14 protein-coding genes are annotated in these 15,628 nt (G+C 39.4%); all 14 read left to right on the plus strand.

What is annotated here, in order from left to right:
* Positions 1 to 110: 110 nt before the first annotated feature.
* The 14 genes from RCG19_RS18195 to RCG19_RS18260 all read left to right on the plus strand — a co-directional run bounded on the left by RCG19_RS18195 (position 111) and on the right by RCG19_RS18260 (position 15,439).
* Complete coding sequence (locus RCG19_RS18195) at positions 111 to 1,058, plus strand: polysaccharide deacetylase family protein (protein WP_308108250.1); 948 nt, start codon at positions 111 to 113, stop codon at positions 1,056 to 1,058.
* 100 nt (positions 1,059 to 1,158) lie between these two features.
* Positions 1,159 to 2,397, plus strand: coding sequence for a M16 family metallopeptidase (locus tag RCG19_RS18200; protein ID WP_166238055.1), 1,239 nt, complete (start codon positions 1,159 to 1,161; stop codon positions 2,395 to 2,397).
* A 105-nt stretch (positions 2,398 to 2,502) separates the two neighbouring features.
* Positions 2,503 to 2,745 (plus strand): YlmC/YmxH family sporulation protein, encoded by a 243-nt coding sequence (locus tag RCG19_RS18205; protein ID WP_166238146.1) that lies wholly within the window; start codon positions 2,503 to 2,505, stop codon positions 2,743 to 2,745.
* Between the two features lie 164 nt (positions 2,746 to 2,909).
* Positions 2,910 to 3,812, plus strand: a complete 903-nt coding sequence (gene dpaA, locus RCG19_RS18210; RefSeq protein WP_166238057.1) for a dipicolinic acid synthetase subunit A — start codon at positions 2,910 to 2,912, stop codon at positions 3,810 to 3,812.
* Entirely contained in the window at positions 3,809 to 4,408 is a 600-nt protein-coding gene (gene dpaB / locus RCG19_RS18215) for a dipicolinate synthase subunit B (protein WP_308108252.1), read from the plus strand. The genes dpaA and dpaB overlap by 4 nt, the downstream gene beginning before the upstream one ends.
* Before the next feature lie 148 nt (positions 4,409 to 4,556).
* Complete coding sequence (gene asd, locus RCG19_RS18220) at positions 4,557 to 5,606, plus strand: aspartate-semialdehyde dehydrogenase (protein ID WP_308108253.1); 1,050 nt, start codon at positions 4,557 to 4,559, stop codon at positions 5,604 to 5,606.
* A gap of 22 nt (positions 5,607 to 5,628) precedes the next feature.
* Positions 5,629 to 6,873, plus strand: a complete 1,245-nt coding sequence (gene dapG, locus RCG19_RS18225; protein WP_308108254.1) for an aspartate kinase — start codon at positions 5,629 to 5,631, stop codon at positions 6,871 to 6,873.
* 79 nt (positions 6,874 to 6,952) lie between these two features.
* Positions 6,953 to 7,825, plus strand: a complete 873-nt coding sequence (gene dapA / locus RCG19_RS18230; RefSeq protein WP_308108255.1) for a 4-hydroxy-tetrahydrodipicolinate synthase — start codon at positions 6,953 to 6,955, stop codon at positions 7,823 to 7,825.
* 151 nt (positions 7,826 to 7,976) lie between these two features.
* Positions 7,977 to 9,632, plus strand: a complete 1,656-nt coding sequence (locus RCG19_RS18235) for a ribonuclease J (RefSeq protein WP_374049622.1) — start codon at positions 7,977 to 7,979, stop codon at positions 9,630 to 9,632.
* A 117-nt stretch (positions 9,633 to 9,749) separates the two neighbouring features.
* Positions 9,750 to 10,502 carry a ClpP family protease gene (locus RCG19_RS18240; RefSeq protein WP_166238070.1) on the plus strand — a complete coding sequence of 251 codons (753 nt, stop codon included), beginning with the start codon at positions 9,750 to 9,752 and terminating at the stop codon, positions 10,500 to 10,502.
* The gene (locus RCG19_RS18245) at positions 10,499 to 10,717 is read left to right on the plus strand and encodes a YlzJ-like family protein (protein ID WP_308108257.1); all 219 of its coding nucleotides are present in this window, start codon (positions 10,499 to 10,501) and stop codon (positions 10,715 to 10,717) included. The genes RCG19_RS18240 and RCG19_RS18245 overlap by 4 nt, the downstream gene beginning before the upstream one ends.
* 233 nt (positions 10,718 to 10,950) lie before the next feature.
* Positions 10,951 to 13,212: an FtsK/SpoIIIE family DNA translocase gene (locus tag RCG19_RS18250; protein ID WP_308108258.1), complete on the plus strand. Its 2,262-nt coding sequence runs from the start codon at positions 10,951 to 10,953 to the stop codon at positions 13,210 to 13,212.
* Positions 13,213 to 13,535: 323 nt separating this feature from the next.
* Positions 13,536 to 14,261 carry a GntR family transcriptional regulator gene (locus RCG19_RS18255; RefSeq protein WP_308108259.1) on the plus strand — a complete coding sequence of 242 codons (726 nt, stop codon included), beginning with the start codon at positions 13,536 to 13,538 and terminating at the stop codon, positions 14,259 to 14,261.
* Positions 14,262 to 14,353: 92 nt separating this feature from the next.
* Positions 14,354 to 15,439, plus strand: coding sequence for a BMP family lipoprotein (locus RCG19_RS18260; RefSeq protein WP_166238078.1), 1,086 nt, complete (start codon positions 14,354 to 14,356; stop codon positions 15,437 to 15,439).
* The last annotated feature ends 189 nt before the right edge of the window (positions 15,440 to 15,628 follow it).

Genomic DNA, 15,628 nt, shown 5'->3' on the forward strand with positions numbered 1-15,628 from the left:
TGAGAAATATCCTGCTTCAGCACTAAGGACTGCTGACCAGGGTGCGGCCGCTTTTCTATGTTCTACCTTGTCCCTTCTATACATAATCTGTAAGGAAGGGGGAAAAATAGATGAAAAAAGTCATGATTATATTTGTCATTTGCCTGGCTGCTTGGGTGGCAGTAAACAATCCCATCGTGAATCAATATGTAGCTGCTTTAAAAGTTTCAGCACTTCCAGCAGTGAAACAGTCCGATCCTCTATATCAAAGTATCTTAAAAAATGCTCCTACATATGAAATCCCTCCTTCCGATGCAAAAATTGATTTAGTCTGGAAGGCGATCCCCGGTTATAATGGTCTTAAAGTTGATGTCACAGCATCATATAAAAATATGAAGAAAGGGCAAGTTTTTAATGAAAAGAAACTTGTTTTTGTGCAGACAAAACCAAAAGTTCATCTAAAAGACTTGCCACCTTCACCGATATATAAAGGTCATCCGGAAAAACCAATGGTTTCCTTTATTATTAACGTTGCATGGGGAAATGAATATTTATCAGAAATTCTTGCAACCTTAAAAAAACATAATGTTTCAGCGAGTTTTTTCCTTGAAGGCAATTGGGTTAAAAAGAATCCAGATCTTGCAAAAATGATTGTATCAGCAGGGCATGAGGTAGGAAATCATTCCTATAGTCATCCTGATATGAAGCAATTAACGGCAGAGAAGGCGCGGGAACAAATGATAAAGACGAACGAAATTATTGAAGCAGCAACAGGTGAAAAATGTGTTTGGTTCGCCCCGCCAAGTGGCAGCTATCGGGATGAAACCATTAAAGTTGCTGCCGACCTAAACCTGAAAACGGTTATGTGGACTGTCGATACGGTCGATTGGCGAAAACCGACGCCGGAAGTTCTGATAAATCGGGTGATGTCTAAGATTGATAAGGGTTCAATGGTTCTTATGCACCCAACCGAATCAACCGCCAAATCGCTCAATCAGTTAATTACCTTAATTGAGCAAAAGAATTTACAAATAGGGACAGTTACTGACTTAATGAGTGAGGAACGAATTATGAAATAATTTAGGAAAAATATAACTGAAATTGGAGAAAATACTTTATAGAAAGTATAATTAATAATTGGAGTAGTAGCATCTGTTGTATAGAGACAGGAGGAAGTCAATGATTAATAAGTATACATGCCAAAATGGAGTAAGAATTGTATTAGAGAATATCCCCACCGTACGATCTGTTGCCATCGGTGTTTGGATTGGAACAGGTTCTAGAAATGAGAACCCACAAACAAATGGGATTTCCCATTTCCTTGAACATATGTTTTTTAAAGGAACTACAACACGATCAGCCAAGGAAATTGCGGAAGCATTTGATAGCATTGGCGGTCAAGTAAACGCTTTTACCTCTAAGGAATATACATGCTATTATGCAAAAGTTCTTGATACGCATTCTAAACTTGCACTAGATGTGTTAGCTGATATGTTTTTTAATTCAACTTTTGTAGAGGAAGAACTGAATAAAGAAAGAAATGTCGTTTTAGAGGAAATAAAAATGTATGAAGATACACCTGATGACATTGTTCACGATTTATTAACCAGGGCAGTGTACGAAGACCACCCGCTTGGGTACCCCATACTTGGGACGGAAGAAACATTAAATACGTTTACAGGTGAAACACTTAGAGAGTATATTACTGAACGATATACGCCTGAAAATGTCGTTATTTCGATTGCAGGTAACGTTTCGGAAAGTTTTATTCAAGAGGTTGAACAGTATTTCGGATCCTATCAGGGCGGGTCAAAAGAAATACCCGAAAACATTCCTACCTTTCATTCCAATCGGATTTCAAGGAAAAAGGAAACAGAACAGGCCCATTTATGTATTGGATTTGAGGGGTTAAAGGTTGGGCATGAGGATATATACAGTTTAATCACCTTAAACAATATATTGGGTGGCAGCATGAGCTCAAGACTGTTTCAAGAAGTCCGCGAGCAACGCGGATTAGCTTATTCCGTATTTTCTTACCATTCGGCCTATCAGGATAGTGGGATTGTAACTGTCTACGGTGGAACAGGTGCAAAGCAGTTGGATGTTTTATTTGAAACAATCCAAGAAACACTTGAGAAATTGAAGCAAAATGGCATAACTGAAAAAGAAATAACAAATAGTAAAGAGCAGCTAAAAGGAAGTCTTATGTTAAGTTTGGAAAGTACGAATAGCCGGATGAGTCGGAATGGTAAAAATGAACTTTTATTAAAACGTCATCGTTCACTTGACGAAATTATTGAACAAATTGATGCCGTATCTAAAAAAGGCGTTGACGAAATGGCACGAGCTGTTTTTACAGATCAATATTCCGTGACATTAATTAGCCCTGACGGCGAATTCCCAAATAAATTATTATAAATTTTAAAGAGGTATTCCATACGTGAATGCCTCTTTTCTTTAGTCTAAAATGGGACGCCCCCCTATAAACTAGTAGAAAAGGGAAACAAAGGGGGTTATATGGCTGTGAGGTTAAGTGAATTAAGTGGCAAAGAAATTGTAGATGTTAAAAAGGCAGAACGTCTTGGGGTCTTAGGTCAAACCGATTTGGAAATAAATGAGGGAACCGGACAAATACAGGCGTTACTGATTCCTTCATTAAAATGGTTTGGCTTTCGAAAACAAGGGGAGGAAATTAGGGTGCCATGGCAGCATATTAAAAAAATCGGAACGGATATGATTATCATTGATATACCAGATGAAGATTAATAGATAAGTGACAAAAGCCTAGGCAAAATAACATTTGCTTGGGCTTTTTTCATTTCATAGGCTGAAAAACTCACCGAATGAAGCAAACTTACATAAGATGTTGAAGTGATATGAAGAAAAGGAATTATTAGTGGACTTTTAAAAAAAAGAAGGTGAATGTGTTCATGCTGACAGGGATGCAGATAGCCGTGATTGGCGGGGATGCCAGACAGCTGGAAATCATCCGCAAGCTAACCGAATTGGATGCGAAATTATCGCTAATTGGTTTTGAACAACTTGATCATGCTTTTACTGGAGCGGTCAAGGAAAAGTTGGATGAAGTTGATTTTATAAATATGGATGCCCTCATTTTACCGGTGCCTGGTACGAATTTAGAAGGACAGGTAGAAACCATCTTTTCGAATGAAAAGGTTGTTTTAACAGAAGAAATGTTGAGTAAAACACCTGAACATTGTGCTATTTATTCAGGAATTAGTAATTCCTTTTTAAATGGAATAACAAAGGGTGCGAAACGAACACTCATTCAATTGTTCGAACGAGATGATGTGGCGATTTATAATTCAATTCCAACTGTCGAAGGAACCATTATGATGGCCATACAGCATACCGATTTTACAATCCACGGCTCAAATATTGCAGTACTGGGATTAGGAAGAGTTGGGATGAGTGTAGCAAGAACTTTCGCTGCACTTGGAGCCAAGGTTAAGGTTGGAGCTAGAAAAAGTGAACATTTGGCACGAATTACCGAGATGGGGTTAATTCCATTTCATTTATCTAATTTGGTCAATGAAGTGAAGGATACCGATATTTTAATCAATACAGCACCACATTTAATTGTTACCGCCATGGTGATTTCGAAATTGCCGTCACATACGCTCATTATTGATCTTGCATCAAAGCCTGGAGGAACTGATTTTCGATATGCCGAAAAGAGAGGAATTAAAGCGTTGCTCGCACCAGGGCTACCAGGGATAGTTGCCCCTAAAACAGCTGGGCAAATACTGGCCAATGTTTTAGCTCAACTGCTTCAAGATGAGTTCAGAAAGCGAAAGGGGAAAGTGAAATGAGTTTAAATGGTAAAAGAATTGGCTTTGGTCTTACCGGCTCACATTGCACGTATGATGCCGTTTTTCCGGAAATTGAAAAATTAGTTCAGGCTGGGGCAGAAGTATTGCCAGTTGTGACTTTTACAGTTAAAAGTACAGAAACGCGTTTTGGAAAAGGGGAAGATTGGATTCAAAGAATAGAAGATTTAACAGGTCATAAGGTGATTGATTCGATTGTGAAAGCAGAGCCATTAGGACCGAAAATCCCTCTTGATTGTATGGTGGTTGCTCCCTTAACAGGCGTTTCAATGAGTAAATTTGCTAATGCTATGAATGATAGCCCGGTATTGATGGCTGCTAAAGCAACATTAAGGAATTTAAAGCCTGTTGTCCTTGGGATTTCAACGAATGATGCCCTTGGCTTAAACGGTGTAAACTTAATGAGGTTAATGGCAACAAAAAATATCTATTTTATCCCTTATGGGCAAGATGACCCTGTGAAGAAACCAAATTCAATGGTTGCGAGGATGACCTTGTTATCTGAAACAGTAGAAGCAGCACTTGAAGGGAGACAGCTCCAACCTGTACTTGTAGAAAGATACAAAGATTCTGACTAATTTCCCCCTTGTACGTCAAAAAAGGTTATTTCTTTAAAAGAATATGGTAAAATAAATTAATCTTCCATCGGGAGGGGGGAACCCCCTTCTGATAGGATATTTATCATAGAAATGACCAGTACTATATAGTGGAAAAGGGGAACTAGAAATGAATCAGCAAAATGGATATCACGTTGCTGTTGTTGGGGCAACCGGAGCAGTTGGGCAACAAATGATTCAAACACTAATGAACGAAAATTTTCCAATCAAAAAGCTTACTCTTTTATCCTCTGCAAGGTCAGCGGGTAACAAGGTTAATGTTAATGGACAGGAGATCACCATTCAAGAAGCAAAACCGGAAAGTTTTGAGGGTGTAGATATTGCTTTATTCAGCGCTGGCGGCAGTGTCTCGAAGGCTTTAGGTCCTGAGGCAGTTAAACGTGGAGCTATCGTCGTGGACAACACTAGTGCGTTTAGAATGGATGCAGATACACCACTTGTTGTTCCTGAAGTGAACGAAACGGACTTGCATCAACATAACGGAATCATTGCAAATCCCAATTGTTCAACCATCCAAATGGTGGTTGCACTTGAGCCAATCCGTCAAAAATTCGGTTTAAAAAAGGTGATCGTCTCCACTTATCAAGCGGTTTCCGGAGCAGGCGCTGCTGCGGTTGAGGAATTAATGAACCAAACTAAAGCAATCATAAACGATGAAGGGTATGAACCAAAGATTTTACCTGTAAAATCTGATTCAAACCATTATCAAATTGCCTTTAATGCCATTCCGCAAATTGATAAATTCGAAGATAATGGCTATACATTTGAAGAAATGAAAATGATTAATGAAACCAAAAAAATTATGCATTTACCGGAGTTACAAGTATCTGCAACTTGCGTTCGTCTTCCTGTTGCGGTAGGTCATTCTGAATCCGTCTATTTCGAAATTGAATCTGACGAAGTTAGCGCAAATGATATTAAAGCGTTATTGAAGGATGCACCTGGTGTAGTCCTTCAAGATGACCCGGAAAATCAGGTCTATCCAATGCCGGCAAATTGTGTTGGGAAAAATGATGTCTTTGTCGGACGGATTAGAAAAGATATCGATGAAGATCGAGGCTTCCATATGTGGGTTGTTTCTGACAACCTCCTAAAAGGCGCTGCATGGAACTCCGTTCAAATTGCTGAAAGTTTAGTAAAACTTGGATTAGTAAAATAAAAAGGCAGGTTTTGGTGACACCATGAAAATTATTGTCCAAAAATTTGGCGGAACCTCTGTCAAAGATGAGCAAAGTAGGAAACACGCTCAAGGCCATATCGAAAAGGCATTAGCTGACGGCTACAAGGTAGTTGTAGTCGTTTCAGCTATGGGGAGAAAGGGTGACCCCTATGCAACCGATACACTTTTATCGTTAATTGGGGGGATCCAGAGCAAAATCTCAAAACGGGAACATGATTTATTGTTGTCTTGCGGAGAGGTTATTTCGAGTGTGGTTTTTTCGAATATGTTATTGGAAAGTGGAATCAATGCAATTGCGTTAACCGGAGCCCAGGCAGGCTTCCGTACCAACAATGACCACACAAATGCAAAAATCAACGAAATGAAATGTGAGCGGCTCTTAAGGGAGCTTGAATATTACGATGTCGTAGTGGTTGCTGGATTTCAAGGTGCCGCGAAAAATGGCGATATTACCACTATTGGCCGCGGTGGAAGTGATACCTCTGCTGCAGCTTTAGGTGCGGCACTTAATGCCGAGTGGATTGATATCTTTACAGATGTAGAAGGAATCATGACAGCAGACCCGCGTATTGCTGAAAATGCACGGCCACTCCCAATTGTTACCTATACAGAGGTTTGTAATATGGCGTATCAGGGGGCAAAGGTTATCCATCCGAGAGCGGTGGAAATTGCCATGCAGGCAAAAGTGCCGATTCGCATTCGCTCCACATATTCAGACAATCTTGGAACATTGGTTACAACACTAAATAAAGAGCAGCGTGGAAGTGACATTAAAGAACGAACGGTCACAGGGATTGCACACGTGTCAAACGTCACTCAAATAAAGGTTTTTGCTAAAAAAGATCAATACAATTTGCAGGCAGAAGTTTTTAAAGCGATGGCAAATGATAAAATTAGTGTTGATTTTATCAACATTTCGCCAAATGGGGTAGTCTATACGGTAACAGAGGAAATGGCGGATCAGGCGATAAAAGTTTTAAATGATTTGGGTCATGAGCCTGTCGTTGAGCGTCATTGTGCAAAGGTATCCGTTGTTGGAGCAGGTATTGCAGGTGTTCCGGGAGTTACCTCCAAAATCGTTACAGCCTTATCGGATCATGGAATCCGTATTTTACAATCAGCAGACAGTCATACAACGATTTGGGTTTTAGTTAAGCAGGATGACTTAGTTAAATCTGTGAATGCCTTGCATGATGCCTTTCAATTGGAAGATGAATCAATTGAATTTAATCTTGCAGACTTGTAAATAGATTGTATGAATTAATTTTCAAGGTAGATGGTTGCGTTGAGCGCCATATTGGTTTTGTACGGAAAGGAGTAGGAAAATGGTTCATTTCGGGCGAGTTTCCACGGCAATGGTTACCCCTTTTGATAACAAAGGACATATTGACTTTGCTAAAACCACTCAATTAGTGAATTATCTGATAGAAAATGGAACAGATTCCCTGGTGATTGCGGGAACGACAGGTGAATCACCAACCCTATCAAAAGAAGAAAAGTTGGCCTTATTTGCTCATGTTGTAAAAGCGGTTAAAAAGCGTGTTCCCGTCATTGCAGGTACTGGAAGTAATAATACTTATGCATCTATTGAATTGACTAAAAAAGCAGAGCAGCTTGGTGTAGATGCCATAATGGTTGTTGCACCATACTATAATAAACCAAATCAAGAAGGCTTATATCAGCATTTCAAAGCAGTGGCAGATGCAACAACCCTTCCGGTCATGGTGTATAACATACCCGGCAGGTCGGTTGTTAATATTCTTCCCGAGACGATTATCCGCCTGTCACATGTCCCTAACATTGTGGCTGTAAAGGAAGCAAGTGGGGATTTAAATGCCATGACACACATCATTGCTAACACTGCTGAGGATTTTGTTCTATATAGCGGGGATGATGCCTTAACACTCCCGGTTCTTGCCATTGGCGGGGCTGGTGTAGTCTCTGTTGCCTCACATGTGATTGGGAATGAAATGCAAGAAATGGTCAAAGCCTTTTTTGAGGGAGAAAATAGTAAGGCTGCCACAATCCATCAGCATTTGCTGCCAATTATGCAGGGGCTTTTCGCTGCTCCAAGTCCCGCGCCAGTTAAAACGGCATTGCAGGTAACGGGATTGGACGTCGGTTCTGTCAGACTGCCGCTAGTTGGTTTAACTGAACAAGAACGATCAATATTGATTTCTTTATTAAAAAACAAGTAATATGTCCTAGAGCCAACCGATATAGAGATCGGAAGGCTCTTTTTTTCTTCAATTATTGGTTGTAAAGGTTTTCAATTTTCAAGTATAATGATTTTAACTGGTCTCGATCGGCTAAACAGCTTGTAGGAGGAAACAGAAATTGATAAAGAAAATGAATACTTCCATTAAGTTTATAACACTTGGTGGTATTGGAGAAATCGGAAAGAATATGTATCTTGTTGAAGTGGACAAGGACATATTTATCATTGATGCCGGCATCATGTTCCCCGAGGAAGAAATGCTGGGTATCGATATGGTCATCCCTGACCTAACCTATTTAAAAGACAATAAAGAACGGGTAAAGGCTATTTTTTTAACACATGGTCATGAAGATCATATTGGTGCGCTTTTCTATGTGCTTCGTCAGGTCAATGTACCTGTTTATGGAACGAAATTAACGCTTGCTCTTGCACAGGCGAAGATTAAGGAGCAAGAATTTGGCACTACCGCAAATTTAATTGAGGTTACTTCGGATACAATTGTGGAATTAGATGCTGTAAAAGTTAGCTTTTTCAAAACTAATCACAGCATCCCTGATTCTGTCGGTGTGTGTATTCATACTTCTGAGGGAATTATTGTTTATACAGGTGATTTTAAATTTGATCAGGCTGCAACGAAACTTTACAAACCTGAAATTGGGAAAATGGCTGCAATCGGGGATCAGGGCGTATTATGTTTACTTTCTGACAGTACCGAAGCTGAAAGACCAGGATACACCACATCTGAAGCCATTGTTGAACGCGAAATGTCCAATGCCTTTTATAATGCACCAGGACGAATTATTGCTGCCTGTTTTGCATCCGATATTAACCGAATTCAGCATATTTTTGATGCGGCAAAAGAAAATGGCAGAAAAGTCGCAGTCGTAGGTAAAAGCCTTGAAAGAATTTATCACATTGCCCTGGATTTAGGGTATTTGGAAGTAGCGGATGATGCCATTATTCCTGTAAGTGAGATAAAAGAATATCAAGACCGTGAAATCGTTGTTTTAATGACGGGTAGTCAGGGAGAACCAATTGAGGCTCTGCAGAAAATGGCTAAGCAAACACACAAACTTTTAAATATCCAGAAAGGGGATACGGTTTTAATTGCTGCTTCACCATTAAGGGGAAGTGAAGTATTTATTTTCAAAACAATCGACATGCTGTTTAGGGCAGGGGCCAATGTCATTTCCGGGAAAAGAACGATTCATGTATCCAGCCATGGAAGTCAGGAAGAACTAAAGTTTATGATAAATTTGATGAAACCGAAATTTTTCATACCGGTTCATGGTGAATATCGGATGCTGAAGGCACATCGAAAAGTAGCCCTTGAATGCGGCCTTTCCGATGAGCAAATATTCCTTCCTGACCGTGGTGATGTCTTGGAATGGAAGGAAGGAACATTATCCATTACTGGAAAGGTTCCATCAGGAAATGTCCTTATTGATGGTATTGGCGTGGGGGATGTTGGAAATATTGTATTACGAGACAGGAAGCTCTTATCACAAGATGGGATTTTAATTGTGGTAGTTACCTTAACGAAACAAGAAAAGAAAATAGCAGCTGGGCCAGAAATCATCTCAAGAGGATTTGTTTACGTTCGGGAATCAGAAAAATTAATGGATGATTCTACGAAATTAGTAAGGGAAATCGTGGAGAGAAATACGGCAAAAGGTTCATTTGAATGGGCAAGCCTGAAACAGGAAATAAGAGATGAATTAAATCGATCTTTATATGAAAAGACAAAAAGAAGACCAATGATTCTTCCAATTATTATGGAAGTATAAATGGAAAGAAATGAAAGGTACCGGGATTTTTCTCCCTGTACCTTTTTGCATCCTGATGGCATGAAATTATAGTAAAGGTAAACACTAACATATATCATGCTTGAAGGGAGTATTAGGATGAATAATGATATACAGAAAAATACGGAAAACCAAGAAGGACAAGAGCCTCAAAAAGAAGAAAAGTCTTCTTCAGGATTGATAGAGAAAATACAACAGCTTGGACAAACCAATGTGCCGCAGCTTTCAGCAGACTCTAGAATTCATTGTTTAACGATAATTGGCCAGATAGAAGGACATATGGCTCTTCCGCCGCAAAATAAAACAACAAAATATGAACACTTACTTCCACAGCTTGTGGCAATTGAACAAAACCCAAAAATTGAAGGGGTTCTAATTGTTTTAAATACCGTTGGCGGGGATGTCGAGGCGGGACTTGCTATTTCTGAAATGATTGCATCTATTTCAAAACCAACCGTTTCAATTGTACTTGGCGGTGGCCATTCCATTGGGGTTCCGATTGCTGTTTCCTGTGACTATTCCTTTATAGCGGAAACTGCAACAATGACAATCCATCCGATTCGCTTGACAGGACTAGTTATTGGAGTCCCAGCAACTTTTGAATATTTGGATAAAATGCAAGAGCGAGTTGTTAATTTTGTCACCAAACATTCCAAGATAACGGAAGAAACATTCAAGGATTTAATGTTTGCGAAGGGGAATTTAACGAGGGATATCGGGACCAACGTTATCGGAATTGATGCCGTAAAATCCGGGTTAATTGATGAGGTAGGGGGATTGGGCCCTGCGATGAAAAAGTTAAATGAAATGATTGATCTCCAAAAAGAAAATAATGAGGGGCTGATTCAATGATATTATATACGATAATGCCAAATGAACTTGTGTTTCCATATGAAGCAGAAACTACAAGCAAACAACAAACGATGACCTATCAGGGGATTCCACTTTTAGTAGAATGTGCAGATCCACAAAATGTCCAGGTTTTACGCATCCTAAGCAGTGACCCGCAACATTTTATGAATGATCAGATATACCCTGGTGCAAAAATTTCTTTCGGTGACCTTTAAGGATTATCCGCATGACACTAGTAGATTATGGTATAATTATCAATGCAAGACTAGAGCAGCCATCGGGGCTGCTTTCCTTTTATCCAAATGATTTATGGATGATATGATAGGAATAATAGACCAAACTGAACGATACAAGGTGATTAGATGGCAAAAAAAAGAGAAGAAAACCAAAAAAGAGAGATAACCATTTAAAACGGACTGTTCAATATGAATTATCAGCACTATGCCTTTTGGCATTAACGATTATTTCGATTGCGAAGCTTGGAGCGGTTGGCAAAGCAACCGTACTCTTCTTCCGTTTTTGGATGGGAGAATGGTATATGCTGAGTTTACTTGGATTAGTGGTACTAAGCATATATTTGATGTGGAAAAGAACTCTTCCATATTTCTTCCATATCAAATTAGTTGGCGGCTATTTTATTGTATCGGCTATTCTGCTACTAAGCCATGTTACCCTTTTCCACTTGCTGACTAATAATGGGAAATTTAAAGATCCTAGTGTAATTGGGAATACATGGGAATTGTTTTTAATGGAAGTAAGGGGAGAAACGACTACAACGCATGATCTAGGCGGGGGGATTCTCGGTGCGATCTTGTTTGCTCTCTTTCATTACTTATTTGCAGAAACGGGTACAAAAATTATTGCTTTTATTTTTGTTTTAATCGGTATTATATTACTTACTGGAAAATCATTTGGTGATTTTGTCGGGAAAATTGTGATTACCCTATTTGATTTTTCAAAAAATCAATGGGACGCCTTTAAAACTGATATGGCTGCCTGGAAGCAAAAACAAGAGGAACGAAAAAATGAAAAAAAATCGCAAAGGCAACAAATAAGGGAAAATCGCCAAAACGAGATAAATCCCGTCACAATCAGACAGCAGCCAGAACCGGAGGAAACGAGAATTCCTGAACCTATCATTTCAAGTTTCGCTGATCGGGCTTATGTGCAAGAAGCACCAAAAGATAAAATGCCGAAAGAACAAACCAAAGAAAAAAAAGGGAAGCCGCAAGATAGCGAAGACGATCATACTCCACCAATCAGATTTACAGAAGTAGAGAATGCTGCCTATGAATTACCACCACTTAGACTGCTAAAGGCTCCAAAGAAAACAGACCAAAGTGGTGAATATGAGCTCATCCACGCAAATGCGGCAAAGCTTGAAAGGACATTTCAAAGCTTTGGCGTTAAAGCACGTGTCACACAGGTGCATTTAGGACCAGCTGTCACGAAATATGAGGTACATCCAGATGTTGGTGTAAAGGTTAGCAAAATTGTCAGCTTAAGTGATGATATTGCATTAGCCCTTGCAGCAAAAGGGATACGGATTGAAGCTCCTATCCCCGGAAAATCTGCGATAGGCATCGAGGTACCAAATTCTGATGTTGCGATGGTTTCATTACGAGAGGTATTAGAAGCTACGCAAAATGATAAACCGGATGCTAAACTTTTAATTGGACTAGGGCGGGATATTACCGGTGAAGCTGTACTGGCAGAACTCAACAAAATGCCCCATTTACTTGTAGCAGGAGCAACAGGTAGCGGGAAAAGTGTTTGTATAAACGGCATAATTACGAGTGTATTAATGAGGGCAAAGCCTCACGAAGTAAAATTAATGATGATTGATCCAAAAATGGTTGAATTGAATGTTTATAATGGTATTCCCCATTTGCTTGCGCCAGTTGTAACAGACCCCAAAAAAGCTTCGCAAGCCTTAAAGAAAGTAGTAAGTGAAATGGAACGCCGCTATGAACTGTTTTCCCATACTGGAACTCGTAATATTGAAGGTTATAATGAACATGTGAGAAAACATAATCTTGAAGAAGATGACAAGCAGCCATTATTACCATATATTGTCGTCATTGTTGATGAGTTGGCTGACTTAATGATGGTTGCCTCATCAGATGTCGAGGATTCTATTACCCGGCTTGCACAAATGGCTCGTGCTGCGGGTATCCATCTAATCATTGCAACACAAAGGCCATCCGTAGACGTTATTACTGGTGTGATCAAAGCGAATATTCCGTCAAGAATTGCCTTTGCCGTTTCAAGTGCAACCGATTCAAGAACCATTCTGGATATGGGCGGGGCAGAAAAGCTGCTTGGAAGAGGCGACATGTTATTTCTACCGGTGGGAGCATCCAAACCTGTTCGGGTTCAAGGCGCTTTCCTTTCCGATCAAGAGGTTGAAGATACAGTAGAATATGTTATTTCACAGCAAAAAGCGCAGTACCAAGAAGAGATGATTCCTGATGATATTCCGGAAATAACTGGTGCAGTCGATGACGATTTGTATGATGAGGCAGTTGATTTAATCATTGATATGCAAACCGCGTCCGTTTCCATGCTGCAGCGCCGCTTCCGAATCGGCTACACAAGAGCCGCTCGTCTGATAGATGAGATGGAAGCACGCGGTGTAGTTGGCCCATACGAGGGAAGTAAACCTCGCGCAGTATTACAAACCAAGCCAAATGAAGAACAGAGTTCATAATTGATTGAAAAAAAGAGCTGTTTGGCTCTTTTTTTTCATACTAATTTTCAAGAAATCTGATACTATAGTAATAGGAGGTGGATGCCTGTATCAAGAAGAATTCCTACTAATTTCCCACATTAATTAATTGAAAGCGTTTTATTATAACAGATTTTTGAATGAAAATACCTACATTTTTATAACAATTTTCATCTTTCGACCTTTTTTCGACAAAATCGAGAATTTCTATTTATTTATCCCAAAAATAATGGTACTATAAACTTCGATTAGTAGGAATGATATCAGAGGTCTGATGTCTCAGGAAAAAGGCTGGAGGAAACGGCATGTCTATTAAGTCAGATAACCGGCATTTATATTTACAAGTGATCGATCGGTTAAAGCAGGATATTGAAGAAGGGATTTACAAAGAAAAAGAAAAGTTACCTTCTGAATTCGATCTTGCCAAACAGCTTGGTGTAAGCAGGGCAACGCTTCGGGAAGCACTTCGTATTCTTGAGGAAGAAAACGTTATCATTAGGCGCCATGGTGTTGGAACTTTTGTTAATGCAAAGCCAATGTTTACGTCAGGGATTGAACAACTAAATAGTGTTACTGACATGATTAAACAAGCTGGAATGAAACCAGGTACGATTTTCTTAAGCTCATCAACTCTAGAACCGACCGAAGAAGATATTCGCCGTTTCGCATGTTCTGATAGTGAGGAAATATTCGTGATGGAAAGGGTAAGGACCGCAAACGGGGAACCTGTTGTTTATTGTATTGACAAGGTATTAGAACGCGTTTTGCCAGAGACATTTTCACATGAGAAAGAATCTATTTTTCAGATTCTAGATGAAGGGGCCAATCGTAAAATTACATACGCGGTTGCTCAAATTGAGCCTCTAGGCTATCATGAAAAAATTTCCCCCATTCTAGAATGTGATCCAGAAACAGCGTTGTTAGTGTTAAAACAAATGCATTTCGACGAAATGGATGAACCTGTCCTTTTTTCGGTAAACTACTTTAAAGCGGATAAATTTAGTTTTCATGTTTTAAGGAAAAGAATTTAAATTTTTTTCTACCTTCTGAAAACGTAATCAGATCTCGCTTTATTATTTTCTACTTAATCAAACAAACAATATTCAAATGGGGGTACAATACCATGAAAAAGCGTAAAATTGGAATGGCGCTTTCACTAGTTCTTGCTGCTGGGACACTTTTAGGTGCTTGTGGAAAAAGTGATGACACAAGTAAAGAAGAAACAACTAAAGGCGGAGACAAAGAAAAAGCTTTCTCTGTAGCAATGGTAACTGATGTCGGCGGTGTTGATGACAAATCATTTAACCAATCTGCATGGGAAGGTCTTCAAGCTTTTGGTAAGGACAATGACCTTACAAAAGGAAAAGGCGGATTTGATTACCTTCAATCAAAATCAGATGCTGATTACTCTACAAACTTAAATAAACTAGCTCGTGAAGATTTTGACTTAGTTTTCGGAATTGGCTTCTTAATGCAAGCAGCAGTGGAAGAAATTGCAAAGCAACAAAAAGATTCTAACTTTGCCATTATTGATGCAGAAGTTAAACAACCGAACGTTGCAAGTGTTCTTTTTAAAGAGCAAGAGGCTGCATTCCTTGCAGGTGTAGCAGCGGCGCTTCAAACTAAATCCAATCACATCGGCTTCATCGGTGGAATGGAAATCCCTGTTATTGAACGCTTTGAAACTGGTTTCTTAGCAGGTGTTAAAGCTGCAAAGCCTGAAGCAAAAGTAGATGTTCAATATTCAGGTGCTTTTGATAAAGCTGAACTAGGTCAATCAATTGCTTCTAAAATGTATTCTTCTGGCGCTGATGTTGTATTCCACGCTGCTGGTGGTACAGGTGTGGGATTGTTCAAAGAAGCGAATGACTTAAAGAAAAAAGATCCGTCACGTGAAATTTGGGCAATCGGTGTTGATAGTGACCAAGCAAACATGGGTCCAGATATCGTTCTTACATCTGCTCTTAAACGTGTTGATAATGCGGTTAAAGACCTTTCTAAGAAAGCAATGGATGGTAATTTCCCTGGTGGAGAGGTTGCCCTTTACGGTTTACATGAAGATGGAGTTGGTTTAGCTCCAATCAATGCCAAAGCTGATCAAAAAGATGCGATTGATACCGCTGTAAAAGAATGGATCGAAAAGATTAAATCAGGTTCTGTAAAAGTTCCAGGAACCCGTGATGAATTAAAAACATTTAGTGTAAAATAATGTTTGATTAGGAATAAGCGTGGACATTACATTACCCGCTTATTCCTTCTTAATGAATTCCTAACTGAAGTGTAGAATTTTCATTCTACTTTTCATTTAAGATTTCAGTAGGGGGATTATCCCTATTTTTTAAAAAATTGAAAAGGTCTGACCTCTTACTACTTCTGGTCAAAATTTCCTTTTATCTTT

This window comes from Neobacillus sp. OS1-2 (genome assembly GCF_030915505.1).
Classification (GTDB): Bacteria; Bacillota; Bacilli; order Bacillales; family Cytobacillaceae; genus Neobacillus.

Bases quoted from the DNA above. Each gene is read 5' to 3' on its own strand.
- RCG19_RS18260 (WP_166238078.1), top strand. From the start codon at position 14,354: ATGAAAAAGCGTAAAATTGGAATGGCGCTTTCACTAGTTCTTGCTGCT.
- RCG19_RS18240 (WP_166238070.1), top strand. From the start codon at position 9,750: ATGAATAATGATATACAGAAAAATACGGAAAACCAAGAAGGACAAGAG.
- RCG19_RS18235 (WP_374049622.1), top strand. From the start codon at position 7,977: ATGAATACTTCCATTAAGTTTATAACACTTGGTGGTATTGGAGAAATC.
- RCG19_RS18195 (WP_308108250.1), top strand. From the start codon at position 111: ATGAAAAAAGTCATGATTATATTTGTCATTTGCCTGGCTGCTTGGGTG.
- dapG (WP_308108254.1), top strand. From the start codon at position 5,629: ATGAAAATTATTGTCCAAAAATTTGGCGGAACCTCTGTCAAAGATGAG.
- RCG19_RS18255 (WP_308108259.1), top strand. From the start codon at position 13,536: ATGTCTATTAAGTCAGATAACCGGCATTTATATTTACAAGTGATCGAT.
- dpaA (WP_166238057.1), top strand. From the start codon at position 2,910: ATGCTGACAGGGATGCAGATAGCCGTGATTGGCGGGGATGCCAGACAG.
- asd (WP_308108253.1), top strand. From the start codon at position 4,557: ATGAATCAGCAAAATGGATATCACGTTGCTGTTGTTGGGGCAACCGGA.
- RCG19_RS18200 (WP_166238055.1), top strand. From the start codon at position 1,159: ATGATTAATAAGTATACATGCCAAAATGGAGTAAGAATTGTATTAGAG.
- RCG19_RS18245 (WP_308108257.1), top strand. From the start codon at position 10,499: ATGATATTATATACGATAATGCCAAATGAACTTGTGTTTCCATATGAA.
- dapA (WP_308108255.1), top strand. From the start codon at position 6,953: ATGGTTCATTTCGGGCGAGTTTCCACGGCAATGGTTACCCCTTTTGAT.
- dpaB (WP_308108252.1), top strand. From the start codon at position 3,809: ATGAGTTTAAATGGTAAAAGAATTGGCTTTGGTCTTACCGGCTCACAT.